This is a genomic window from Shewanella pneumatophori (genome assembly GCF_023283895.1).
In the GTDB taxonomy this organism is placed as follows: Bacteria; Pseudomonadota; Gammaproteobacteria; order Enterobacterales; family Shewanellaceae; genus Shewanella; species Shewanella pneumatophori.
The window spans coordinates 486,245-510,760 of sequence record NZ_JAKILB010000002.1 but is presented as its reverse complement, the minus strand read 5'-3'; the positions used below and the strand labels follow the sequence as shown (position 1 = coordinate 510,760).

The 24,516-nt window shown below is 42.9% G+C and carries 22 protein-coding genes; 11 read left to right on the top strand and 11 right to left on the bottom strand.

Features of this window, described 5'->3' with window-relative positions; translation table 11 throughout:
* Positions 1-117 precede the first annotated feature (117 nt).
* Positions 118-741, bottom strand: a complete 624-nt coding sequence (locus L2740_RS05240) for a glutathione S-transferase family protein (protein ID WP_248949058.1) — start codon at positions 739-741, stop codon at positions 118-120.
* A 243-nt stretch (positions 742-984) separates the two neighbouring features.
* On the opposite strand from L2740_RS05240, the gene L2740_RS21440 reads away from it, so the two are divergent.
* From L2740_RS21440 to L2740_RS05220, 5 genes are all read left to right on the top strand, one after another.
* Positions 985-1,116, top strand: coding sequence for a hypothetical protein (locus L2740_RS21440; protein WP_275974010.1), 132 nt, complete (start codon positions 985-987; stop codon positions 1,114-1,116).
* Positions 1,117-1,127: 11 nt separating this feature from the next.
* Positions 1,128-2,390, top strand: coding sequence for an Nramp family divalent metal transporter (locus tag L2740_RS05235; protein ID WP_248949057.1), 1,263 nt, complete (start codon positions 1,128-1,130; stop codon positions 2,388-2,390).
* A gap of 182 nt (positions 2,391-2,572) precedes the next feature.
* A complete protein-coding gene (locus tag L2740_RS05230) occupies positions 2,573-3,589 on the top strand; it encodes a serine hydrolase domain-containing protein (RefSeq protein ID WP_248949056.1) in 1,017 nt (338 codons plus the stop codon).
* 85 nt (positions 3,590-3,674) lie between these two features.
* Positions 3,675-4,148 carry a YehS family protein gene (locus L2740_RS05225; protein WP_248949055.1) on the top strand — a complete coding sequence of 158 codons (474 nt, stop codon included), beginning with the start codon at positions 3,675-3,677 and terminating at the stop codon, positions 4,146-4,148.
* A gap of 227 nt (positions 4,149-4,375) precedes the next feature.
* Positions 4,376-6,064, top strand: coding sequence for an NAD-dependent malic enzyme (locus L2740_RS05220; protein WP_248949054.1), 1,689 nt, complete (start codon positions 4,376-4,378; stop codon positions 6,062-6,064).
* 145 nt (positions 6,065-6,209) lie between these two features.
* On the opposite strand, the gene L2740_RS05215 is transcribed toward L2740_RS05220, so the two are convergent.
* Positions 6,210-6,449: a hypothetical protein gene (locus L2740_RS05215; protein WP_248949053.1), complete on the bottom strand. Its 240-nt coding sequence runs from the start codon at positions 6,447-6,449 to the stop codon at positions 6,210-6,212.
* Between the two features lie 590 nt (positions 6,450-7,039).
* Between L2740_RS05215 and L2740_RS05210 the strand changes: the two genes are divergently transcribed.
* The gene (locus L2740_RS05210; RefSeq protein WP_248949052.1) at positions 7,040-7,351 is read left to right on the top strand and encodes a hypothetical protein; all 312 of its coding nucleotides are present in this window, start codon (positions 7,040-7,042) and stop codon (positions 7,349-7,351) included.
* 117 nt (positions 7,352-7,468) lie between these two features.
* On the top strand, positions 7,469-8,383 hold the full coding sequence (locus L2740_RS05205; RefSeq protein ID WP_248949051.1) for a hypothetical protein: 915 nt from the start codon (positions 7,469-7,471) through the stop codon (positions 8,381-8,383).
* Between the two features lie 373 nt (positions 8,384-8,756).
* Here L2740_RS05205 and L2740_RS05200 read toward each other — a convergent pair whose 3' ends face one another.
* Positions 8,757-9,194, bottom strand: coding sequence for a DUF3069 domain-containing protein (locus L2740_RS05200; RefSeq protein WP_248469903.1), 438 nt, complete (start codon positions 9,192-9,194; stop codon positions 8,757-8,759).
* A gap of 403 nt (positions 9,195-9,597) precedes the next feature.
* Between L2740_RS05200 and L2740_RS05195 the strand changes: the two genes are divergently transcribed.
* The 3 genes from L2740_RS05195 to queG all read left to right on the top strand — a co-directional run bounded on the left by L2740_RS05195 (position 9,598) and on the right by queG (position 14,826).
* Positions 9,598-11,436 (top strand): diguanylate cyclase, encoded by a 1,839-nt coding sequence (locus L2740_RS05195; RefSeq protein WP_248949050.1) that lies wholly within the window; start codon positions 9,598-9,600, stop codon positions 11,434-11,436.
* 219 nt (positions 11,437-11,655) lie between these two features.
* Positions 11,656-13,542 carry a GGDEF domain-containing protein gene (locus L2740_RS05190; RefSeq protein ID WP_248949049.1) on the top strand — a complete coding sequence of 629 codons (1,887 nt, stop codon included), beginning with the start codon at positions 11,656-11,658 and terminating at the stop codon, positions 13,540-13,542.
* Between the two features lie 69 nt (positions 13,543-13,611).
* Positions 13,612-14,826 carry a tRNA epoxyqueuosine(34) reductase QueG gene (gene queG / locus L2740_RS05185; RefSeq protein WP_248949048.1) on the top strand — a complete coding sequence of 405 codons (1,215 nt, stop codon included), beginning with the start codon at positions 13,612-13,614 and terminating at the stop codon, positions 14,824-14,826.
* A gap of 53 nt (positions 14,827-14,879) precedes the next feature.
* Here the strand turns inward: queG and L2740_RS05180 are convergent, their stop codons facing one another.
* The 5 genes from L2740_RS05180 to L2740_RS05160 form a co-directional block, all read right to left on the bottom strand.
* Positions 14,880-15,092 (bottom strand): dodecin, encoded by a 213-nt coding sequence (locus L2740_RS05180; protein ID WP_248949047.1) that lies wholly within the window; start codon positions 15,090-15,092, stop codon positions 14,880-14,882.
* Between the two features lie 157 nt (positions 15,093-15,249).
* Positions 15,250-15,798: a protein disulfide oxidoreductase gene (locus L2740_RS05175; RefSeq protein WP_248949046.1), complete on the bottom strand. Its 549-nt coding sequence runs from the start codon at positions 15,796-15,798 to the stop codon at positions 15,250-15,252.
* Complete coding sequence (locus L2740_RS05170; RefSeq protein WP_248949045.1) at positions 15,785-16,621, bottom strand: DsbA family protein; 837 nt, start codon at positions 16,619-16,621, stop codon at positions 15,785-15,787. Before L2740_RS05170 ends, L2740_RS05175 begins: the two co-directional genes overlap by 14 nt.
* 168 nt (positions 16,622-16,789) lie before the next feature.
* Positions 16,790-18,847, bottom strand: coding sequence for a protein-disulfide reductase DsbD family protein (locus tag L2740_RS05165; RefSeq protein WP_248949044.1), 2,058 nt, complete (start codon positions 18,845-18,847; stop codon positions 16,790-16,792).
* Between the two features lie 137 nt (positions 18,848-18,984).
* Entirely contained in the window at positions 18,985-19,359 is a 375-nt protein-coding gene (locus L2740_RS05160; RefSeq protein ID WP_248949043.1) for a hypothetical protein, read from the bottom strand.
* A gap of 589 nt (positions 19,360-19,948) precedes the next feature.
* Here L2740_RS05160 and L2740_RS05155 point away from each other — a divergent pair.
* Entirely contained in the window at positions 19,949-20,851 is a 903-nt protein-coding gene (locus L2740_RS05155) for a LysR family transcriptional regulator (RefSeq protein WP_248949042.1), read from the top strand.
* Positions 20,852-20,916: 65 nt separating this feature from the next.
* Here L2740_RS05155 and L2740_RS05150 read toward each other — a convergent pair whose 3' ends face one another.
* The 3 genes from L2740_RS05150 to L2740_RS05140 all read right to left on the bottom strand — a co-directional run bounded on the left by L2740_RS05150 (position 20,917) and on the right by L2740_RS05140 (position 24,455).
* Complete coding sequence (locus L2740_RS05150) at positions 20,917-21,645, bottom strand: HDOD domain-containing protein (RefSeq protein WP_248949041.1); 729 nt, start codon at positions 21,643-21,645, stop codon at positions 20,917-20,919.
* A 260-nt stretch (positions 21,646-21,905) separates the two neighbouring features.
* Entirely contained in the window at positions 21,906-22,505 is a 600-nt protein-coding gene (locus L2740_RS05145; protein WP_248949040.1) for an arylesterase, read from the bottom strand.
* Positions 22,506-22,601: 96 nt separating this feature from the next.
* Positions 22,602-24,455: a TonB-dependent receptor domain-containing protein gene (locus L2740_RS05140; RefSeq protein ID WP_248949039.1), complete on the bottom strand. Its 1,854-nt coding sequence runs from the start codon at positions 24,453-24,455 to the stop codon at positions 22,602-22,604.
* Between the last annotated feature and the right edge of the window lie 61 nt (positions 24,456-24,516).

Here is a 24,516-nt window from a genome sequence, read left to right as displayed (position 1 = left end):
AGATTCTAGGTCCTAGGTACTAGGTCCTGCATTAAACAAGCATCCATCTATTTCATATAGTGGATGCTTTTTTATTACTGGGTTTTCAAGCCTAATAACATTACTACCAATAAAGGCTTATTCAGCTTTCCCCTCTTCTTTCGCCAAGCCTTTCACCATAGCTGCACGCTGAGTAATTCGGTCACGATACGCCGTCAATTTAGGTGGAATATCTTGCTCAAAACGGGTCGCCCACAACAATGTGTGACCCAATAAAATATCCGCCACGGTAAACTGCTCTCCCAATAAAAACTCACTATCAGGTAGCCACTTTTCAGCGATTGCCGCCGCTTTATCAAACTCCCACTTTGCTACAGGCAACATAGCCGCGAGTCGTTGTGGTTCGGGTAACGCAAACTTATGCTTGCCCATGCTCCAAAGCGGCTGTTCAAGCTCACTAATAATATAACTCACCCATTTATGGTGCAGTGCCGATTCATGCGTACCGGGCCTAGGAAGCAACTTACCCTCGCCATACTTCTCTGCCAGATATAATACAATGGCTGCAGACTCAGTAATCCCATAGCCATCATCAACTAATGCAGGTACTTTAGCGCAAGGGTTAACTGCTAAAAACTCAGGATCACGACCATCACCATTGGCAAAATTAATATGCTGATACTGCCAATCAAGCCCTAACTCTTCTAATGTCCACGACACCCGTAAAGACCTGCTACGTGGGATCCCATATAACTTAATCATCTGCGTTTCCTTATCGTAAATATCTTAAACAAACTAGCTGCAAACTAACCTACGCCGAGAAGCCAGCAATAGAAAGCCTGAGTTTGTTTCAAAATAATATGCCTTTAAATTAACCACAATATTGCTTAGGTTAGGGTTACAAGTCGTAACACCACAGTAACATCTAGTGTTCTTCACAGCTCACAAATACTAAACAGGGTTGCCGATACCCGAATAACTACATGAAACACTTAAGGAATGAACGTGGACAACAATCAAGAGCACATCATTAATCAAGATGAAAACAATGATGCTAGTGTTATCAGTATTTTACAGCAAATATCTGCTACGCTCGAACGTATTGAAGCCAATACTAACCACAATAAAAACGACTAACAGCAATCAATATGAATCAACAAAGTGCGACTCTCGCTAACCCCAAAATGAATCTATCACGACTTTTTAGCAGCATAGGACCTGGGCTACTGATGGCCGCAGCCGCTATTGGCGCCTCACATTTAGTCGCATCCACTCGCGCCGGTGCAGAGTTTGGTTGGCAACTTGCTTGGGTTATTTTGGCGGTAAACTTACTTAAATACCCATTTTTTGCCGCTGGCGCACGCTACACAGCAGCCACCGGCGAAAACCTACTACAAGGCTATTTAAAACAAGGACGTAAATACTTAATGGTATTTACGCTACTAAACAGTATTGCTGCGGTAGCCAGTACCGCTGGTGTTGCAATGCTCACCGCGGCCATGTTGACTCAATTTGTGCCTCTAGCAATTGATGTTCTAGCGCTACTGGTGCTGCTCTCTAGTTTGATTATTTTAATTTTTGGCCATTACGCCCTGCTCGATAAAATGACCAAGGTGATTATGCTCGCCCTCACCTTAACCACTTTAATTGCTGTAGCACTCGCCTTTAATGCACCAAGTTTGCTTGAGCCAAATTTTGTAAGTCAGTCACCTTGGCAATGGGCATATGTGGGATTTTTAGTGGCAATGATGGGCTGGATGCCCGCCCCGATTGAGGTCAGCGCATGGAACTCATTATGGTTAATTGAAAAGCAAAAGCTGCAACCAGTTAGTAAGCAACAAGCGCTGTTTGATTTTAACTTTGGCTACCTTATGACGGCTCTGCTAGCCGTAGTATTTCTCGCCTTAGGTGCGTTAGTGATGCATGGCAGCGGCGAGCAGTTCTCAGCGTCTGGAGTGAAATTTGCCAACCAGCTTATTAATCTCTACAGCCAAGTCATGGGCAGTGAAACCCGCTACCTTATCGGCGCAGTGGCGTTTTTATGTATTTTCAGTACCACAGTCACCGTAATTGACGGTTACAGCCGCACCTTAAATATGGGCTGGCAATTGCTAACTAAGCAAGGTGACAGTGAACGCAGACTAAACCTTGTAATGTTGGCGCTGTGTGTTTTTGGTCTTTGTATCATATTGTTTTTTAAAGGTGCTCTACTTCCTCTACTCGAATTTGTTATGATCCTCGCCTTTATGACAACAGTGGTTTTTGCTTGGCTTAACTATAAGTTGATGATCAGCACAGCACTTTTGCCAGCAGATAGGTATGGTAGCGCCATGCGAGTCCTTTCATGGCTAGGATTAATTTACTTAGTCAGTTTTGCCGCGCTCTTTATCTATTGGATGATAACCAAATAACGTAAACGGACACCGACACCTTAATGCACCTAATAACAAAAACACTTATAGGCTCAGTCGTTGTAGGCTGCTGCCTTTGGGCTGCAAACAAAGCAAGTGCAAATAGAACAGCAAATAGTGATCTCGCCAAACAACTGCCGACCATTATCAACCAAAGCGAGCGCCCTTTTAGTGGCGTGATAATGATTAAGCAAGATAGCCAACCTGTGTTTGCCTATATCTCTGGCGACCATATTGATAATGACTCAAGCTTTTTAATCGGCTCTTTATCCAAACAAGTAACAGCGACACTCGTTTTACAAGCCGTCGATGCCGGGCTAATTGATTTAGATAAAAGCGTCAGCCATTACTTACTAAAAGATGGCAATAAGCCTCGCGCCTATGTTCCGCCAAGTGTTACGGTATCGCAATTACTTAGCCACACATCGGGGCTGTTAAACCTTGGCGAATTACCAAGTTTTAAACCGGGAAGTCAATTTCAATACTCAAATTATGGTTACGCCCTACTTGGCGACATACTTGAAGTAGTTTACCAACTACCCATCAATGAACTAGTAAAACAGCTCAATCAACAAAATCAACTCGATGGCCTATTCGCCGAAACGGGCGATATCAATGACATTAAAACAACCCACGCTAACTTTATTTTAGGTAACAGCGAGACGTTAACTGAAGGTGCAGATGGAAAATCACTATCACAATTAACCCCGGTTGAACTTAGCATTGATAAGCCAATGATAGCCTTTGGCGGCATGGCTGCATCTGTTGAAGCCTATGGCCGTTTTCAAGATGCGCTGTATAACGGCAAACTGCTTAGCCCAAAGAGTCTGGCATTAATGACCTCTCCACAAGCCACACGCGAGCATAGGTGGGGCGTACTGGAATACGGCTACGGCACACAAATTAGCCGTGACGAACAACTCGTCGAATACAGTCACAGTGGCTATTTACCCGGTTATGTCAGCCTAGCTGTGTATTATCCTAAATCTAAAGTCAGTTTACTTATCTTAGAAAATACTGCTTGGGATCTCAGCGACCGAGAGCGAACCTTTGGCTTACACGATGATATTCGTAACAGTATTCGCAGCAGATTGATAGCGCTTGAAAATCGCCCGGTTGCCAAACTGTATCAGGCAGGTGTTAACGCAGTTGAAAATGCAATGGCTCCAGCAAATACGGCCGCAAGAGCTGCAGAGTAATTGCTATTTAAAGGCTAAATTCTGCTATACTTGCGCTCGATAATCGCGCAGCCGCGCGATCCTAAAGTTAGAAGAAATCAAATCCATGATTAACAATGATATTTTACGTAAAGTTCGCTATATCCTCGACTTAAGCAACGCAAAGATGATCCGAATTTTTGCTAAGACTAAGCACGAAGTGACACAAGAGCAAATGATCGACATGCTAAAAAAAGAGCATGAAGAAGGTTACGCGCCTCTTAATGACAAGAACATGTGTCGTTTCTTAGACGGTTTAGTGATTTACAAACGTGGCCTAAAGCCAGGTGCAGAAGCTCCAGAACCTGTATCTCAATTGACCAACAACCTTATCTTCAAGAAGTTAAGAGTGGCATTTGAACTACGTGAAGACGATATCATTGAAGCGCTAGAACTTGCAGAGTTCAACATGAGCAAGTCTGAGCTAGGCGCACTATTTAGAAAGCCTGGTCACAAGCATTACAAGCCATGTGGCGACCAAGTATTACGTAATTTCTTGATGGGCTTATCAATCAAGCACCGTCCAGAAAACGCTAACTAATTCAAAATAGAATTAGTCTATAAAGCGACTAAAAAAGCACTGCCACTGGCGGTGCTTTTTTATATCCGCGAATCTTTGTTTTAGCTCGCTAAATTAGCGGTTATTTAAACAAAAATGATGAAAATTTTTTGCCTAATTCCGCCGCAAACGCTAACAAAGATCACACTTTGTGTTAGTCTTCCGTGATTAGCGTCATCCATCCCACAATAACAACGAAAAGGTTTCCAATGGACGATAACAAACGCCCCCTCTATCTTCCTTTTGCCGGTCCAGCCATTTTAGAAGCCCCTTTGATCAACAAAGGTAGTGCTTTTACCGAAGAGGAAAGGATCTTTTTTAATCTTGAAGGCTTACTGCCGCACGTTATTGAGACTATTGAAGAGCAAGCATCACGTGCTTATGACCAATATAAAAACTTCAGCAATGATCTCGACAAGCATATCTATCTACGCAACATTCAAGATACCAACGAGACTCTTTACTACCGTCTAGTACAAAACCACATTACCGAGATGATGCCTATCATCTATACCCCAACAGTGGGTATGGCTTGTGAGCGCTTCTCTAAAGACTATCGCCGTAACCGTGGCCTGTTTATCTCTTACGCCAACAAAGACCGCATCGACGACATTCTTAATAACTCTACGCGCCAAAAAGTAAAAATCATCGTAGTCACTGACGGTGAGCGCATCTTAGGTCTAGGTGACCAAGGTATTGGCGGCATGGGGATCCCAATTGGTAAGCTATCGTTATACACCAGCTGTGGTGGTATTAGTCCAGCTTACACCTTACCAATCACTTTAGATGTGGGTACCGATAATCCGCATTTACTAGAGGACCCAATGTATATGGGCATGCGTAGCCCACGTATTGGCGGTGAAGAATACACTGAGTTTGTTGAAGCCTTTATGCAAGCCGTTAGCCGCCGCTGGCCAGATGCATTAATTCAGTTTGAAGATTTTGCGCAGAAGAACGCCATGCCACTGCTTGAGCGTTATAAAGATCAATACTGCTGCTTTAACGATGACATTCAAGGCACAGCAGCGGTAACCGTAGGTTCACTACTTGCCGCATGTAAAGCCGCCAAAAGTAAGCTAAGCGAGCAGCGCATTACCTTCTTAGGCGCAGGCTCAGCCGGCTGTGGTATTGCCGAGGCAATCGTGGCACAAATGGTGTCTGAAGGCATTAGCGAAGAGCAAGCACGCAAGCAAGTGTTTATGGTGGATCGCTGGGGCATGCTGCAGTCGAACATGCCTAACTTGCTGCCATTCCAGCAAAAGCTGGCACAAAACTGCGATAATATTGCTGACTGGGATAACTTCAGCGACAACATCTCACTACTTGATGTGGTAAATAACGCTAAACCAACAGTATTGATTGGTGTATCAGGCGCGCCGGGGTTATTTACAGAAGAGATCATCAAAGCGATGCATAGTCATTGCAAACGCCCAATTGTGTTCCCACTGTCGAATCCAACTAGCCGTGTTGAAGCAACGCCAAAAGACATTCTGCATTGGACTCAAGGCCAAGCATTAGTAGCAACCGGCAGCCCATTTGAGCCAGTAGTGGTTGACGATGTAACTTATGAAATCGCTCAGTGTAATAACAGCTATATCTTCCCTGGCATAGGTCTAGGTGTATTAGCTTCAGGTTCAAAGCGTGTTAGCGATGCCATGCTAATGGCATCAAGTCGCGCGTTAGCCGAGTGTTCACCGCTAGCGATTGATGGTGAAGGTTCACTGCTGCCTAAGCTTGAAGACATTCATAAGGTGAGTAAGCATATTGCCTTTGCTGTAGCGCGAATGGCGATTGAAGAAGGCCATGCCTTGCCTGTGACCCCAGAGCAACTGAATTATGCCATTGACGATAACTTTTGGATGGCAGAGTATCGACGTTATAAAAGAACTTCGTTCTAGTTCTGAACGTTAGTATTCGCAACGTTCATTAGCGAAGTTGAAATCAAAAGCAGTCATATTTGGCTGCTTTTTTGTTTTGGGCTTTGAGGTTATTTGGTCGTTAGTTTGCAATCAGGCTTCGCCTGACTTTTAAGTTAGACTGCGTCTAACAGTTAACATCATGGCTATGTCGCATATCAAGCTGCGCTTGATAAAAGTCGTGAGCTTCCAGCTCACACAAGGGAAAGAGGGGATCAACAGCAATCCCCTCTTTCACCGCCCCAGCCGCCCCGACGAAGTTACATGCATTAGATACGGGCCTCATACTCCAATAAAAATCGCCTAACGGCTCAGATGGGACATCCATGTCCCCCCAAGCCTGAACCATCATCCATGATGGCTCCACGGCATTTTCATCTCCGTATTTCGGCAACTTCGATGGGGGAATAGGTGTTTCCTGTAAGTGTCGTAGCTTACTTATCCCCAAAGTGAGTTCTGCCTTTTAGCTTCATGGCAGCTAATCGCCTGCGGCGGGCGTATGTGCAAACACTGCCGTGACACGCTATGAATACATCCTTGTAAGCTCGCCCATGACGAATAGCATCCCTGCTAAAAAGCCAGTTCGGCATCCTACCTCTCGTTCGATAGCTTGATAACTTCGTTATCTCTCACCATGTCATGGACCGTCACGTCCGTATCTACACTGAATTAGATAAGCATAATTCTGGTGATTTAGAGTTATGGCCATAAGGCTAATTTATTACCTGTCGCTAATTTGCTCCGCCCCCTTTATGTTGCACTTTATGCAATGTCGGAGCTTCTTTGTTTCACTCAGATAAATAAAAAAAGAGTCAGTTCTTTCCATACTTTAACTCATTGTTAACAGTATGGTTTACTGTTAGTCTTGAGTGATTAAAGTATTGGCGACCTGTTCTTATTAAGACCGTTCTTATTCGGAATTCAGCCTAATATACTGTTAAATGACAAGGAGGCATTGTGCCAAAAATTAGGATTCAACATTTTACAAAAACAAACTCTTTAATCGGTGACCCTGTTTTTATAGAGTCTGAATACGTTCCTCGTGTTGGGGAACTCTTAGATTCTGGGCATCTTTATGAACAGGAATTAAATAATATATTTATTGTTACTGGTGTGGTGCATCGTGTTACCAGTGAGGGTTTAATGCCCTGCATTACAGCTAAAAATTGGTATAAAGGTTTACGTGCTGAACTTCTAGAGGAGTTCGGTTGGTTGCCACAAACAATGGATACAAATTTTGGCTACGATGAAGATTTCTATTACGACTAAAGCCATTTAACAAGCGCTTAAACAAGGATAAATACTGGTTGATTCCTACGCTGCGCTTCGGATTTTAGCCAACCAGCATTTGCCTGTTAAGTGGGCGTTATATTTATGGGAGGCACCTTGGAATTTATCGATTTACTAGGTCCGACAATAGCTGGTTTAGCATTACTGTACACGTGGCGAAAAGACAAGGATAACACGAAAGAAATCAATAGGTTAATAGTCAGGCTTGAGGGGCTACACTCTGAATACTCGCATTTGAGGAATTCGGTAGCATTAAAAGAAGCTAGTGATGAGTATGTTTCCTTGCTCTATGAATCTAATGTGAAGCTCGTAGAACTTACTAAGAAGTTCATACCAACACTTGATAAAGCTAAGTTTGAAGTCTATTCCGTGCTCGAGAAATATGATGATAAAGTAGATCTATCACTTCACTTTCGGTGCATGGTTGATGATATATCCAAAATCATTTTGTCCAATAATTTAGACAATCCTGTGCTACTGAAGCATCAATTAAGAAATTTGAAATGGATAAATCAGTCGTTTGTTAGTGAGTGTGAAACTAAAAGTGATGGATTGATGAAGCTATTATTTTCGAAGAAAACAAAATTTGAGCCAACGGCTTCAGAAAAAATTGCGCGCTCATACTCAATTCAGAATGCATTCAAGGTTCTCTCTGCTGAATTGAGTTATGACAAAAGAAACGAGCTGTTTCAATCATTAATACCTTCAATGTTAGAGCATCGAGATAATTTTAACGTATTGGTGACGGAGATAGCTTTAATTGAAGAAGAGCTGAAAGAAGGGTTAAAAAGAAATTCTCTTGTACCAGATGCTTTTCAAATAAAAAGAAATGTCAATCTTTACTCTGAGTATTGTCGAACTTTAGTTACCACAAGAATGCTACAAGCTTTAACCTGCCATGATTTTGATGGATTAGAGAACTATGAAATCCCCCTTGCGCTTGAACATTTAATTTTTGCTTTAAGCTACATAAAGGTGTTTGAGACATTGTGTGAGCTGGAAAAAATATAACAAGAGACTATTGGATCCACAAAGGGGTCGGAGCGAATAACCAACATATAATGTTCTGCATTATTATAGCTCCGAATCCTCAGAGTAATGCTTGTCTAACCTAGTGTAGATGCGGCCGTGACCATCCATGACATGGATGTCATGGTCGAGCTTCCAGGGATGGACTTGCAGCGTGTCACTGCAGTATCTGCACATACGCCGGCCGCAGGCCATTGGAACCACTAATGGTTGATTTCAAGCAGTGCTTAAATAAGCTTACATTGCTAGCCTCGCTCTGTGAGATAGCAAAATACCCAATCACCACAAACAGAAACAAAAAAGGCTACAGAAACCCTGTAGCCTTTTTGACTTAACTTTTAGCAAAAAGTTAAAACTACTTTCCAGCAATCACAGCCTTAATGCTGTTAAGCATCGAACGGTCTGTTCGTGCTTTTTTCAACTTACGTACACTTTCTTTAAGCGAAGCGTCTGACAAGCGGGTGAAAATACCATTGTATTCTTTCTCAGCGATTTCATCGTCTGTATCAGCCATATCTGCAATGTCTTGTGCTACGCGGCTTAACTGGAACCAGGCGTTAGCAATGTAGAAACCGTGGAAATCTTCTTTTGGCAATAAGCTCTTAGCACTTGCAGGCAAGGCATCCCAACCGGCGCTGAATTTTAAGTCTTTATCTTCAATCAGCTCATTACAAAGATTGGCATAAGCTTCAAATAATCCCTCTGGGATATCGTTCATCGGCATTACGGTATTGCAAACATTAAGTGCCACTTGCTCGGCGCGCTCTTTATAAGCTTGAGTTACTTCAGTCATCTCTTTCTCTCTAAAATTAGCGCTGGTAATAGCACTCTTGGTGCAATTATATCAATCCTTGCTCAAATTCATTAGCCTTAAAATCATGGCTATTGCCAAAGTGAAGATAATGAGTATTTATCAGCCCCATAACGCTCTTATTTTTCGGCAAATATCTGCTAAAAAATAGCAATGCTATTGGCTGAAAGCTGTCGCGATTTTACTAAAGACCCTTACTACACAGACCGCTTAAGCTAAATGTAAAAAGACTTATAAAATGCATTTTTAACCAATAAAATTAGTACGTTAAAAAGAGATATAATTTATACGATATAGTGTATGCTTGCGCATGAATATCAATGATAGAGTCTGCTCAATGGCCAAGCCCGTTTTGTTAATAAGATTACTGCTTTTGCTAAGTCTGATGTCAATTAGCAATTTAAGTTATGCAGATCCAAATAATAATGCCAAAGCTGATGCGTTGTTTACTCGTATTGATAGCGGTGAGGCTGTTTATGATAATCAGCTTTACCACAAATTAGTTGCTGAGGTAGAGACTCTTATTGCCCACGATGATGTGGCGAGAAAACTTCGCTTAGCGCGTGCTCGTTGTTGGTCATACAATATTTTTGAAGAGGGTCAGGTTAGCGAGGCGCTCAGCTATGCAAAACATGCCCTTACCCATCCCGAGCTATCAAATTACCCGGACCACAAATTAGGGCTAGAGCTCTGCCAAAATTGGTATCTTGAGCGCGATGGCGATGTTGACACCGCACTCACTGGCTACAATAAAATACTGCAAAAAGCCTATGAAATAGAAGAATTGCGCCTTGTTGCAGACACTCGTGCCATGCGCGGCTATTTGCATTCATTCCAAGGTAACTTTACCCAAGCCTTAGAAGACTTAATTAGCGCGCAAACCTTATACGACAACCTCAAATTACCCATTTTTGTCGAAATAAACCTGTACGAAATTGCTAAAGCTTATCGCCGCTTTGGCGATCCTAAAAGTGCCATCCGCTATTTTAGAAAGCTTGAAGAACTTAAACGTAAAAACAACAACTTCGACTCAGCCAATACTATGCTGGCTTCGATTGCGATTGCAGAGGAAGAGCTAGGCAACTTACAACGCTCTAAGGCCTTATTTGAACAAAGCTATCGCTACTGGCAGCGCACAGGCGATACAGCCTTACAGGCAACAGTCGCAGTTAATATTGCCGGTACCTTAATTAAACTCGCTGAGTATAACCAAGCCAAACAATACTTAGCAGAAGCTGAGCTGACCATTTTTGAAAACGACCCCGGCTTTTACAGCTATATGCACTTGTTTTACGCTCAGGTTTATCTTGCAGAAAGCAAATTTGAGCAAGCACATAAGAGCATCGCACTTTCTCGCTCCGCATTTGAACGCCTGAAAAACGCCAGTGGTTTAGCGCAATTATTACAGATTGAAACCCAAGTTCTGCGTCAGCAAGATCTATGGCAACAAGCCTTTAATGCTCAGAGTCAATATATAGAACTAAGGCAACAGATAGATCAAAAGTTACTCTCTAGTTACACCACAGAGATGCGTACCCGTTTTAATACCGATCAGATTGAAAATGAAAATCGACACTTAATTGAAAACGAGCAGCTCAGAGAACTTGAGCTAGCTATGCTTGAGCAAAACAAGTTGCAGCAAGGCATTATTATCGTGCTTGGCGGACTAATTATTATCATTATCTCGCTATTTGCTTATAAACAGTCGCAAAAGAACAAATTATTGTCCACGCTCGCGCTTACTGATGACTTAACTAAGCTACCTAACCGCCGTTATATATATAGTAAAGCTCAGCGCTGCTTTGAGGCTGCGAAAATTTATGAACTACCACTGTCTTTTATTGCTTTTGATGCCGACTACTTTAAACGAGTAAACGATACATATGGCCATGACGTTGGCGATAATACTCTTAAGCTACTTGCCGATACATGTCGCTCAGTTTTAGGAGATAAATACACAGCAGCTCGCGTTGGCGGTGAAGAGTTTTTAATTGTGTTACCTCACACCGAAAAAGAACAGGCGATAATCGTCGCTCAGCATTTAGTAGAACAAGTTCGTAATGCTAACTTTAGCGCCTTCCCACCAGGGTTCTCAATCACCATCAGCGCCGGAGTTTCAAGCCTAAGTGTTAACGATCATAAACTACTGCCACTTTTGAAAAGAGCTGATGATGCACTTTATATAGCGAAGCATGAGGGGCGCGACCAAGTCCGCAGTCTGTAAAAAATATAAAGCGCTGCAATGCAGCGCTTAGGCAATACAAACGACCCAATGAAACATCAACAAACAGTGTAAACAACTTTAAACATTTATTTTTATTGCACCTTTTACGTGAGCAACTTTTACAACTGTGTACTACACTGTAAAAAACTATCCTTTTCAAGAGAATATGGTGTATGCTTGGCCATGTATATCAACGACTTCAATACAAAAACATTACAAATGGCAAAGTCTTTTTTCGTAGTAAAAGTTCTGCTTATTAGTTGCTTGCTTTTAGTCAGCAACCTAGGCTTTGCCAATTCTAAAAATCCCTTAAAAGCCGATGCCATTTTTACTGCGATTGATAATGGCATTGCGATCAATGACCATCAGCAATACCTTGCCTATATTGACGAGTTAGACAGCCTCATCGCACCAAATGATGCTTGGCGTCAATTACGTAAAGATCGTGCTCGCTGCTGGTCATTTGATATATACACTGAAGGTGAAATTGATAAGGCGCTAGCCTTTGTAGAAGAGGCATTAAAGAACCCACTATTGGCACAATACCCTAGCCATCAACTTGATTTAGCTATGTGTAAAGCTTGGTATTTAGAACAAAATGGTGAGGTTGAGGTCGCATTAAAAAGTTATAACAAAGCGGTAAATGATGCCTACAAAATAGAGGATTTACGCCTAGTCGCTGATGCTCGCAGCATTCGTGGCTACTTACACTCTTACCAAGGTAATTTTACCCAAGCACTTGAAGATTTAATCACGGCACAGTCGATGTATCAAAATCTCAACCTACCTGCTTGGGAAGAGCTCAACCTGTATGAAATTGCCAATGCTTATCGCCGACTGGGCGATCAAAAAAGTGCTATTCGGTATTTTAAGCAGCTACACCAAAGCAAAATTGCCAGCGGCAATTTTGATGTCGCAAATACAATCTCTGTTTCCATCGCTATTGCTGAAGAGGAGCTAGGTCATTTAGAACGGGCAAAAGCACGCTTTAATGAGGCTTATCTATATTGGGGCAAAAAAGGTGATCAAATGGGTCAGGCTACTGTTGGCGTAAATATCGCGGGCACTTTAATTAAGCTCGGTGAATTTGAGCAGGCTCAGCAATACTTAGACAGTGCAGCACCACATATTTTAGCTTCTGATGAAGGCTTCTACGCTTTTTTACACCTATTTCAAGCACAAATCTATCTAGCTGAAAATCAATTTGATAATGCTTTAGCAAGCGTTAACGAAGCCCGCGATGCCTTTGAACGTGTCAAAAACATCACAGGCTTAGCGCAACTGCAGCAACTCAAGAGTGAGATATTTGTAAAGCAACTAAACTGGCAACAAGCTTATGTCGCTCTCAACGAATATGTAAAACTGCATAATGAGCTCGACAAAAAACTACTCTCTAGCCATACCACAGAGATGCGTACCCGCTTTAACGCTGACCAAATAGAGCAGGAAAATAATCACCTAATTGAAAATCAGCAGCTCAGAGACATAGAGCTGGCCATGCTAGAGCAAAATAAGTTACAGCAGTGGATTATCATTATTTTAGGCGGCCTAATTCTGCTTATTCTTTCTGTTTTTGCCTACAAGCAGAGCCAAAAGAACAAGTTGCTATCAAGCCTTGCGCTAACCGACGACTTAACCCAGCTCCCTAACCGCCGCTATATTTATGACAAGGCTCAACTGTGTTTAGAGCAAGCGATAAAAGCACAAGTCGCGTTTTCAGTTATCAGTTTTGACGCAGATAACTTTAAAGCGATAAACGATAACTTTGGCCACGAAGTTGGCGATCTAGCGCTGAAATTACTAGCACAAATTTGCCGTAATGAACTAAGTGGTGACCAAGAAGCTGCGCGAGTAGGCGGTGAAGAGTTTTTAATTATCTTACCCAATACCAATAAAACTCAAGCTTACGAAATTGCATCGACTTTAGTACAAAAAATAAGTAACGCCGACTTCAAATCTTTCCCACAGGGTTTCAAACTAACCATTAGTGCCGGTGTTGCGAGTCTAAAGTCTGACAACCACAAACTATCTAGCCTATTAAAGCAAGCCGATAAAGCGCTGTATCAAGCCAAGGCTGATGGACGCAATCAAGCGCAAATGAGTTAGACACACGTATACCTATTTCCCTTGATTAACTGCTATCATTAGCGGTTAATCAAAGCCGTAAATAGATCTATGTCAGACTCACCTTCACAACTTGCTCCACTTACCAACTTAACCGCCGTTCAACTAGGCGAATTAGCCCTTAAAATTAAAGTTTGGGGGCAAGAGTTAGGCTTTGCGCAAATCGGAATTTGTGACACAGACCTTACAGATGAAGAGCCTAAACTGCAGCAGTGGCTAGACAATGGCTATCACGGTGAGATGGGCTACATGGCGAACCACGGCATGATGCGAGCCCGCCCACACGAGTTGCACCCTGGCACTCAACGGGTAATTTCAGCGCGGATGAATTACCTACCACCAGAAGCGGGGTTTGCCTTTAATCTTAATGATCCCAACCTAGCCTACATCTCTCGCTATGCAGGCGGCCGAGACTATCACAAGATGATCCGTAATCGCCTTAAAAAGCTCGGCGATAAGATTGAAGCAGAGCTAACAGGCCTAGGTATAACCAAGCCAAACTCACGCCCGTTTGTCGACTCGGCCCCTATTTTAGAGCGACCTCTAGCTGATAAAGCGGGTCTTGGTTGGACCGGCAAACACAGTTTATTACTCAGTGAAGACGTCGGTAGCTGGTTTTTTCTTGGCGAGCTATTAATCGATCTGCCACTGCCAGTAGATATCCCTGTAGCAGAGGGTTGTAAAACCTGCGTTGCTTGTATTAAGTCTTGCCCAACTAACGCCATTGTTGAGCCTTATATTGTTGATGGAAGCCGCTGTATCTCGTATCTCACTATTGAGTTACAAGGGGCGATTCCGCTTGAATTTAGACAAGCTATAGGTAACCGCATTTACGGCTGTGATGACTGCCAATTGGTTTGCCCAGTTAATAGTAAAGCGCCACTCACCGAGGAAAGCGATTTTCATACACGGTCGCAGCTCAAACAACCGCAGTTACTAGAACTGTTTGCTTGGAGTGAAGCAGAGTTTTTAAAGCTAACAGAAGGTAGCCCTATTCGGCGTATTGGCCATGCCCGTTGGCTAAGAAATATCGCCGTAGCCCTAGGTAACGCGCCTTATAACCAAGCCATAGTCCAAGCACTAGTGGCGCGCAAGCAATCTGATGAAGTCGATGACATGGTGCTTGAGCATATTGATTGGGCACTGGCAGAGCAAACCGCCAAACAAGGCAATATTGCGCAGAATGAACAAACTGCAGCATTGGTTAATCGAAAAACTCAAAGAGTGATCCGCAGTGTCGAAAAAGGCCTGCCGCGAGACGCATAAAAAATGGGCGCTAACTTAGCGCCCATTTTGTTTAATGCTATTTATTATAGCTACTACGCCTTGGGATCTAAGGTGAAGCCGACTTTAATTGTTACCTGCCAGTGCGCCACCATACCTTCTTCTAGATGACCTCGAGTTTCAACAACTTGAAACCAACGTAAATGTTTTAACGACTCGTTGGCCGCAGCAATCGCATTTTTTATCGCTTCATCAGAACTAATTGGAGACGATCCTGTTAGTTCGATGATCTTATAGGTATGACTCATAGTGACTCCAACAGTGTGCAAGTATTGATGTTAATCAGTATAGAACAACATCTGTTTTAGTCAGGTTTAAGCCATAATTATTAGCAATCTAGTTAACGCTCTTTAGTTTCTATGCCTTTAATAAGATAAGCCCATAGCAGTGATAACCATCATCACATTATGCAAATAGCATTCGCCACCAGATCCCCGGCAAGCTTGTAAAACCGCTAGTGTAATAAGCAAGCTCACCATCTTCAATCACCATGAGAGTCGGCGTGACTTGCATCGACCACTGCTGGGCAATTTCACCTTTTGGGTCGTTCACCACTGCAAACTCATACCCCTTATGCTGCAAGTATTGCTGCATTTTTTTATCAGGCCCTGATGTCATCGCCACACTCACTACCGGATAGCTACCCGCCATGATATTTACCGACGGGCTCACAAAGCTGCAAACCGGACACCAAGTGCCCCAAAAATACAGCAGCACAGGTTGCTCATGGCTCATCGCCAACAGATCTATTGCCTCGCCTTGCAGCGTAGTTGCTTGAATATTGGGTAAGTCAGTTTTAGGCATATCGCGGCTGCGCCATATATCCAGCGCAGCAGAGAACACAGTTAATAACACCAACATAAATAACAGCTGTTTCAGCCAGGCAAACAGCTTTTTACCCAAAGACTGCCGCTGACTACTTTCAGTCTGCTGCAGAGGGTCATTTATCGCCATTTTGCGCCTCCAATGCCAGTTCAACGTGCTGCTTTAACTGCTCAAATGGCACAAGTCCGGCAACAATTTGGTCGCCAATCACCATGCTTGGCGTGCCACCAATTCGCAAAGTACGCATAAGGTTCAAGTTAGCTGACACCGCATCAGCAACTCGGCTATCAGTATTGTTTAACCATTGCGTGGTGCCTGTGATACTCGCAACTTTAGCAATCGCTTGGCTGTCTAATCTGCGCGGTGCAGACATTAAGGTATCTTTTACTTTCAGATATTTCTCAGGCTCATTGAGCCAAACAGTTTGGGCGAAATCCACCGCATCAACTGCGCTTTGCCCTTGTAGTGGCACCATTTTGATAATGATTTTAAGCTGTGGAAACTCTGCCATTAACTTGTCTAATTCAGGCTCTAACTGTTTGCAATAAGGGCAGTTAAAGTCAGTAAAATATACCATGGTGATCTCGCCGTTTTCTGCACCTTTCCATGGATCAGTTGGCGTTTCAAATAACGCCTGCTGATTTGCTGAAATAATTTGCTCAATTCCAGCTTGCTCTTTCATCATCTCTCGAGTTTGCAGGGCAATAAACGCTTCTTTTAGTAGCTCAGGATCATTAACGAGCAGCTCTTTGACTATCGCTTTAACCTCTTGCTGCTGCGCTGCTGACAGGCTCGAATCGCTAGCACTAACAAGCTGACTTGTGGCTAACTGGCTACCGAGAAAGCCTATTGCAGTAAGGCTAAGTAATCCGATAAAGGTCAAAGCCGTCTTCTTGCTAAAACCGATAAAATTAGCACTTGTTAGTTCATTTTTGTTTAGTTGATTTTTCATAAAAGTCTCACTCGAGTCGCTGATGCCACTCAAAAAAAATGGGCTCGCTGCAGCCCGGTTATCAACTCAGGGCTGCAATAGATAGATGTGCGACAAAATCGTATTCATCGCCTTAGCAGTATTCGCTGTATAAGCCGTATAAGGGCTTATTAACCATATAAGTAGACGCTAGAACTTAGCCGACGCGGCATTAATCGCATTAATGACATCTGTGCTTGATAAGATCACTGGCAGCTCTATGCCATCGGGGGCGTTCGGGCCGTAGACCACATTAAATGGCACCCCAAAACGGTTGTGGCTTTGCAGATAGTCGGTAATCGGCTTCGATGGTTTTGTCCAATCACCAACCATCAATACCATCTCATCTGCTTTCAATTGGCTATAAACCGGATCTTGCAAGATCACCCCAACCTTGTTGGCTTTACAGGTAATACACCAGTCAGCAGTTACATCCACAAATACGGTTTTACCCGCGGCAACTTGCTGAGCAATTTCGGCTTCATTAAGTGGTCGCCAATCAAGGTCGGTAGGCAACGGCTGCGCCCATCTATCAGAAGTTGCAAACCCTGCAATAGCAACAACAGCAATACCGATACTAATACTGGCAATCGCCGCGGATTTACCGTGCACCTTGGCCATGGCAATTAAAAAACCAAGGGTTAATACAGCAGCAATCACCCACAATAAGCTACTCGCAACAAAATTGGCTAATAGGCTGATAAGCCACAAGCTCGTTAATAACAGCAAGCCTGAGAACACGATTTTGACCACGTTCATCCAGCGACCCGGTTTCGGGAAGTAACTCGCTATTTGCGGAAATGCAGCCACCAATAACCAAGGCAGTGCCATACCTAACGCCAGTGCGCTAAAAATAACAAATAGGCTCAATACGTCGGCACCAAGTGCAAAGGCAACAGCAGTGCCTAAGAAAGGCGCACTACAAGGAGTCGCCAGTAAGGTAGCAAACATGCCTTGTAAAAAATGACCTTTGTGATCATTGCCGCCTGTCGTTGCCAGCTTAGTTTGCAAGCTTGATGGCAAATTAATTTCAAATGCCCCCAGCATATTTATGGCAAACACTGAGGTCACCACAGCCATAAAACCAATAAACCAAGGGTTTTGGAACTGCACGCCCCAGCCTATCGCTTGGCCAGTAAATTTAAGCACCAGAATAAAGCCCGCTAAGATCCAAAACGAAACTAAAATCCCTAAGGCAGAGGCAATAAACTGTTTACGAATTTGGCTTTGTTGTAGGTTTGGCGCTGCTATCACCGAGCTAAGTTTCATCCCCAGCACAGGCAATACACATGGCATTACGTTAAGAATTAAGCCGCCAAGTAGCGCTACCAGCAAGATCTGTAGTAAAGATGAAGAGCTAGCTTGTACTGTGGTTGGTGTAACTTCGGCGCGATACTCTGCCGACTTATCATGACCAATAACGGTAAGGTTAAGGGATTTACCAATCAACTCTGGATCGCCTAACCAGCTCGACGCATCAAACACTGCGCGCAATTTATTAGTCGCTGATTCTGTTTCGAAACGCTCAAAACGCACAAACTTAAATGTGGTATCAGGCTCACCATCGATAATGAACTTAGGCATTACCCAGCCATTATCATCCATCTCAATTTGTAGCTGTTTAGCCGCTGCGTCCCAGCCGATATCTAGGCTCGCATTCGTGCTTTTTTGCGGAACCAACGACTGCGCTTTATTGTAGGCAAACATCGCATCGACATCGGCCGTCATGGTGTCAGGATCAATATCGAGGTTAATTTCATAGTCTGTTAATACGCACACATTGGTGCAAGACGACAGCGTAAACTTACCCTGTAAACGGGTCGGTTTATTGGCATCATCCACTTTAACTGAGATTGGGAATGTCGCTTGATTGTGGTAACCAAACGTTTGTAGCCCAAGTAATGAAAACTGCTCTGGTGCAGGCCATTGCCAGTCAACTTCGTCAAGGTTAGTTGAGCCGCTCCAGTCGATACTAGGCGCAATACCGCCCTCACCAGGGCTACGCCAATAGGTTTTCCAGTCACCATCGAGTTGCACCTCTAACACGCCAGGCAAGGTATTGGTTGCTTCATCTAACTCACCAGTAAGCATGAACTTGGCTTTAACTGGTGGATGATTTGGGTTCTCTAGCCAGCCTGTTGATTGGGCAAACACTGAACTTGTGAATGCAAACAGGCACGCTAAAATAATCTGGGTAAATAATTTCAATTTATTCTCCGTAAACACGGCTTATCAAGCCTTTATCACTGACGGCTTGAAACGACAATAACGGCATAATGTTAGTCTAACTAAGTGTTAGTTTCGCACACTAGCCAAATCTAAGTATTAGCAAATAACAGTTAGATTTATTCTTGAAAACGACACAAGGAAAGGTGTATTCGCCGCGGCTTAGGTAGTACAGGCACATCGAGGGCACGCTGTAGTTGGCGAGATGCCAGTGGAATAAGAGGGAAAATAAATAGTAATACCAATAGTGGCATTATTGGCGGTTCATCAAGGCAAACCCGCAACGATTTTTCAGACAACTCACACTTTTTAAACTCACTACTCTTAGCAGCCGAACCGCCACTTTGAGTTAACGAGGCTGTGGCAGCTGCGTCTACTGAGTCGTAAGTTATCGCCTTGGTCTGTCCGTTAGCAAGCAGACTTACTTGTTGCAGTGCGCTAAACACCCCACTATTTTGCGCCAAGCAGAAAAGCACCATTATGGAAAACACCATAACAGTCCAATTCGTTTTTGCTTTACTTACGCTCAAATGAGAAATAGTTACTCCGCTAAAGCACATAAGGCTTTGGTTGTTGATGTTACTAGTCAACAACCTAGCTATTAGCTGCAATTCGAATTCAGCCAATAATATACAGTTCACAACATAAGACCGGACATTGACAAAAATAGTTCATCATTCAGCAATATTTTGATCTGACCGCTTGAAAAACCAACAACTACGATAGTGAGGGGTTTAAGCTATTAGCTGTATTTATGCCTGCCAGAGTGAGTGTGCCTCACATATCCCTTTGGATATTTCAGCGAGTTGCGATTGCTCAACTTCAGCTTGCCAGTATTTTACTAGCACAAGTTTTAGCTCTACTAGATAACTAAAACGAATAAATCTCTGAACAAATAATTGCATATTGTATATCTTTTGATGTTAAGATGAGTAAAATTCAGACTTATCACCCATCTGAATGACATATAACAAAAACAGATCGCTGGGCGTCTGGACGTCTGGAAGTTTATTGTGTTAGCCTAAGGATTCGCAATCGAAACGAATTCAAGCGCTACATGAGCGGATTTCATATGAGGATAAAATGATAGAGCTTAGACATTTACGTACCTTAGTTGCCCTAAAAGAAAGCGGCAGCCTCGCTGGGGCTGCTAAGAAACGCTTCGTCACTCAGTCGGCATTGTCTCATCAAATTAAAGAGTTAGAGACTCGGATCAATTCCGCTATTTTTGTGCGCAAGAGTAAACCACTGTCATTTACCCAAGAAGGTGCACGCTTACTTAACCTAGCTGAAGATATTTTGCCTAAGGTGATTGAGACTGAGTTTGATCTAAAAAAAGGCTTAGAGGTTGGCGACAATCATCTAGGTGTGGGGATCGAGTGCCATAGCTGTTTTCGTTGGCTAATGCCGGTAATGGAACAATTCCGTCAGCAATATCCACAAGCGGATCTCGACCTATCTAGCCGTCATCTGTTTGATTCGCTCAACGCATTAGAGCAAGGTGAGTTGGATGTAGTGCTAACCTCTGATCCTGTTCCAGGTCAGGCTATTGCTTATCAGCACTTATTCGACTTTGAAGTTAGATTAGTTGTTGCTAGCGATCATCCACTTGCAGAGCAAGAGTTTGTTACCCCGCAACAGTTAGCAGGCTTACCCATACTCAGTTATCCTGTTTCGCTTGAGCGTTTAGATATTCATCGTCATTTCTTAGAGCCTGCTGGTGTAAAAGCTGGCCCACAAGTTAAATGCGATTTAACCATGATGTTACTGCAACGCATCGCCTGTAAAGACGGTATTGCCGCACTGCCAAGCTGGTCTATTAGCGAGGCTCATGGTCTTAGCTTAAAGAGCTTGAAGCTCGGCGTTGAAGGTTTGAAACGTCCGTTATTTGGCGCATATCGTCGCAATAGCGCAAATGCTCGTTTAGCTCAACATTGGTTAGAGTTAGTTGCGCAGGAAGGCTTGGCTAAGCAAAAAGTAAACTAATACTGAGTAGCTAAAATCAAATAAAAACAAAAAAGCCTGCAAATGCAGGCTTTTTAATCTGGCGCTCATATTGGCTTAAGTAACAAGCCTCTTTTAGCAAGTACGCGTTTTAACACTAAACCCGGAGAGTTAACGTTGTGAGTTGAGCGTAAGTTATGAGCAATCAAAAACTCAGTCTGTAACTCATCATCCAAGCCTAGTGACTCAAATGCTTCAAGGGTTAATGTCTGTTGTTGCCCCTCAATCACCGCCTTGAGTGCCGCAATTGGGTAATACTCGCTGCAGGCTGAGTTGAGGTATGCAAATGCCGTTAGCGCAATGATCTCGCCAAATACACTAAATAGCGCCAAAGTTTGCACTTCATCAGGGTTAATATTAACCCCTTCAAGTTGATGAAGCTGATCAACAGCATCAATCGCGATATTCTCAGTCAAAGCCCAATAGCCCTGAACCAACTTTTTGTAAGGTTCTTGCAGCTCATCTAAACGCTCTTTCAGATAAAAAGTAAACGCGTAGCGATAAATGTTCACTTGTCCCAAACGAACTAATGCATCTTTAAGCGAGCGGTTTTTAGATGCTTCTGGTGCGGCATGGTCAGCACTATTGCTGCGCCAAAGCAGATGGGCCGACAAAGCAGGATCTGAAGAAACAATATCGATTACATTGCGAATATCACCATCCGCAATAATGGCTTTTTTCAATGGGATAAGGATCCCCCGACGACCAATTACCTGCTCTTCATTGCTGATAATGGCACGTACTTGAGTAAATACTTGCTGCTCAAGATCTGTCATGCGAAACGTTAAACCCTATTAGATTTTTAATAATTATATACATTAAACTTTATGTAAATTAACCCATAATTTGCCTGTATAGGTCAAGCCATAAAAGCCAATAACTTTGTAAGTTTTAACTGTTTTCTATGTATAAATTTTTCAAAGCTGGTTAATTCAGTATTTTCCTATATAAGCGTTGCTCTCACCCTGCGGCTTTGAGTTTGCTAAATAGTAAAAATTTCTTCAACCAATTTAGTGTAAATGATTGTTATAAAACACTAACCATCAATTACAGCTTGAAAAATAGCATTAGCCAGCGCTAAATAACCTTGATCATTTAAATGTATGGTATCTGATTTCATTGCAGAGGTTTTTAATAGGTTGCTTAATGTATCTTCAACCAAAACTAGCTCATATTGGTCTGCTAATTCGGCATAAATTGGTGAGGGCGACAAAAACAGACTTTTTTGCGGTACAGCGACTAATACAATCGGAACTTGATGTAATTGCGCCATTTCTATCATGCTGGCTAAATTTGCTTTGGTGGCCTGTACAGAATGATTCCTTAAAAAATCATTACCACCTTCCAGTAAGATCAATAACTCAGGAGAATGTGCGTTAAGTAAAGCCTCTAAACGCGCAGCACCTTGAGTGGTAGTTTCCCCCGATACGCCAGCATTAATCACTTCAAAGCCGCTCAGTCTGGCTAACTGGCTTGGATAGTCTTGGCCTTTCGATGCGCCAACACCATAAGTTAGGCTGTCACCAAAGGCTAACACCCGTGCATTATCTGATAATGGCGGAATACTCGGCTCAGAGCACGCCGTCAATAACACTAGCAACGCCGAAATTAACCAATGACCTAATAGTTTGCGCATTAAAAACAGCCTTTTTAATACTAGTTACTCAAAAAATAACATAAAAAAAGCCAGACACAAGGTCTGGCTTTCAATCTATTTTACGAGCACTCAGCCTTAAAAGGCTTGGTAACTGACACTTAGGAAGAATTCTCTACCAGGGCTAAAGTAATTTTGCGCTGAGATAATCTCTTCATCAAATAAGTTATTGGCTTTTAAACGTAGGCTCCAAGCATCATCTAACTGATAACCTATGCTCAAATCAACTTGATGAGTCGCATCAAAATACTCACTGTAACCGGCGTAACGCTTGCCTTGATAATGGTAGTTAGCAAGCACGTCAATTTGCTCCCAGTTATAACTTAACTGGTAGTTAAACTCGTTTTCACTGCGGCCAATTAACTCTTCGCCTGTCTGTTTGTTTTCAGCATCAAGGAAAGTATAAGCCACTTGGTGATCTAGGCTGAACACACTAAAACTAGCTGAAAATTCTACACCCTGAATTTTTGCTTCATTAATATTGGCAGGCTTCCAGATATCCCAACCAAAATCATCTTTTTCACCGGTAGGCGCCCAAGCAATCAGGTTATCGATGCTGTTTTCAAATACACTAATGTAAGCACGAATATCGTCAGCTTGATAATGCAGAGTCAAATCATAACTTTTAGCGGTTTCTGAAATCAGATCAGGATTACCAGATCCTGGCCAGTATAAGTCATTGAAAGTAGGCGCTTTAAACGCTGTACCTGTTGATGCCGCTAAACGCCATTGATCATTGAACTGATATGCAAGGCTAGCATTGTAAGACACTTCGCTATCGATATTTTCAACGTCATCATAACGTACAGCAGCCTCAGCTAATAACTGGCTCCACTGCTTTTGCACTAAAACATATGCACCAAAAATATCACGCTCATCTTGAGCGTAATCACCTTTAACCGCTTCGTTAGACCAATCGATACCACCGGTAAATGTCAGTTCATTTGCCGCTAAATATTGGTTGCTCCAGTTAACTTGATCGCGCTTAGTCTCAAATTCTGAAACAGGTACATTGATGTCGTCACCACGAAAGTTCTCGTTATAGTCACGTGACTGGCTGAGTGCCAATTTACTAGTGAATTTATCGTTGCTGTATTGAGTCGCAAGATTCCACAGGTAGTTGGCATAGTCAGATTCGTCAGCAGATCCCGAGGCATAAACATCATCGTATTGAGTGTTGCCTTTATCGTATTGAGCATTCCACTGCGCTTGCCAGTTTTGATTGATTTGCTGACTGCCTTTTAGCGAAATAGTATTACGCTTATAGCCGTCATCATCATTTTCAACAGGTGCGCCATTATAAACATCATAGCCATCAGACTGTTCGTGGTTAACCGTTAGCGTAGTGCTGCCGTTACCATGATCCATACCAGTACCAAATGAGCCACGAATGTAATCATTGCTGCCATATTCAGCACCAGCAAACCACTCACCGCCTTTAAGTTGGCGAGTAAAAACTTGAATCACGCCACCAATAGCATCGCTGCCCCAAACAGAGGCACGTGGTCCTTTTAGCACTTCAATACGTTCAATATTCTCTGGCGATAAAGTATTAAAGCTAACGGTACCTAAAGTCGCAGAGCCCACTTTGACACCGTCAATAAGCACTAAAACATGATTAGAGTTACTACCACGGATACTCACTGAAGTAGCCTGACCAGCGCCGCCGTTACGTGAAATGCTCACACCTGGTAATGTTTCTAATACATCAGCAACTGATTTAGGGTTTAGACGCGCAATTTCTTCACGTTCAATGGTGTTGATAACGGTTAGCTGTTGATCCGCCGTTCTATCAAAACGCGAACCGGTAACCGTAATGGTTTCGTCAACGTTTGCAGCAGAGGTTGTCGCTTCTTCAGCTGTTGCTGAAAATGCAGATAAGCTTAAAAGACTGCTAACTAGCAGTGCGATTTTTGATGGTTGTGTTCCCATTTACCTTTGACTCCTAAAAGGAAAACGGGGCAAAAACGTCACGGTGATCCGGAGCAAAAGT

Bases quoted from the DNA above. Each gene is read 5' to 3' on its own strand.
- L2740_RS05240 (WP_248949058.1), bottom strand. From the start codon at position 741: ATGATTAAGTTATATGGGATCCCACGTAGCAGGTCTTTACGGGTGTCG.
- L2740_RS05235 (WP_248949057.1), top strand. From the start codon at position 1,128: ATGAATCAACAAAGTGCGACTCTCGCTAACCCCAAAATGAATCTATCA.
- L2740_RS05230 (WP_248949056.1), top strand. From the start codon at position 2,573: ATGATTAAGCAAGATAGCCAACCTGTGTTTGCCTATATCTCTGGCGAC.
- L2740_RS05225 (WP_248949055.1), top strand. From the start codon at position 3,675: ATGATTAACAATGATATTTTACGTAAAGTTCGCTATATCCTCGACTTA.
- L2740_RS05220 (WP_248949054.1), top strand. From the start codon at position 4,376: ATGGACGATAACAAACGCCCCCTCTATCTTCCTTTTGCCGGTCCAGCC.
- L2740_RS05200 (WP_248469903.1), bottom strand. From the start codon at position 9,194: ATGACTGAAGTAACTCAAGCTTATAAAGAGCGCGCCGAGCAAGTGGCA.
- L2740_RS05195 (WP_248949050.1), top strand. From the start codon at position 9,598: ATGTCAATTAGCAATTTAAGTTATGCAGATCCAAATAATAATGCCAAA.
- L2740_RS05190 (WP_248949049.1), top strand. From the start codon at position 11,656: ATGGCAAAGTCTTTTTTCGTAGTAAAAGTTCTGCTTATTAGTTGCTTG.
- queG (WP_248949048.1), top strand. From the start codon at position 13,612: ATGTCAGACTCACCTTCACAACTTGCTCCACTTACCAACTTAACCGCC.
- L2740_RS05180 (WP_248949047.1), bottom strand. From the start codon at position 15,092: ATGAGTCATACCTATAAGATCATCGAACTAACAGGATCGTCTCCAATT.
- L2740_RS05175 (WP_248949046.1), bottom strand. From the start codon at position 15,798: ATGGCGATAAATGACCCTCTGCAGCAGACTGAAAGTAGTCAGCGGCAG.
- L2740_RS05170 (WP_248949045.1), bottom strand. From the start codon at position 16,621: ATGAAAAATCAACTAAACAAAAATGAACTAACAAGTGCTAATTTTATC.
- L2740_RS05160 (WP_248949043.1), bottom strand. From the start codon at position 19,359: ATGGTGTTTTCCATAATGGTGCTTTTCTGCTTGGCGCAAAATAGTGGG.
- L2740_RS05155 (WP_248949042.1), top strand. From the start codon at position 19,949: ATGATAGAGCTTAGACATTTACGTACCTTAGTTGCCCTAAAAGAAAGC.
- L2740_RS05150 (WP_248949041.1), bottom strand. From the start codon at position 21,645: ATGACAGATCTTGAGCAGCAAGTATTTACTCAAGTACGTGCCATTATC.
- L2740_RS05145 (WP_248949040.1), bottom strand. From the start codon at position 22,505: ATGCGCAAACTATTAGGTCATTGGTTAATTTCGGCGTTGCTAGTGTTA.
- L2740_RS05140 (WP_248949039.1), bottom strand. From the start codon at position 24,455: ATGGGAACACAACCATCAAAAATCGCACTGCTAGTTAGCAGTCTTTTA.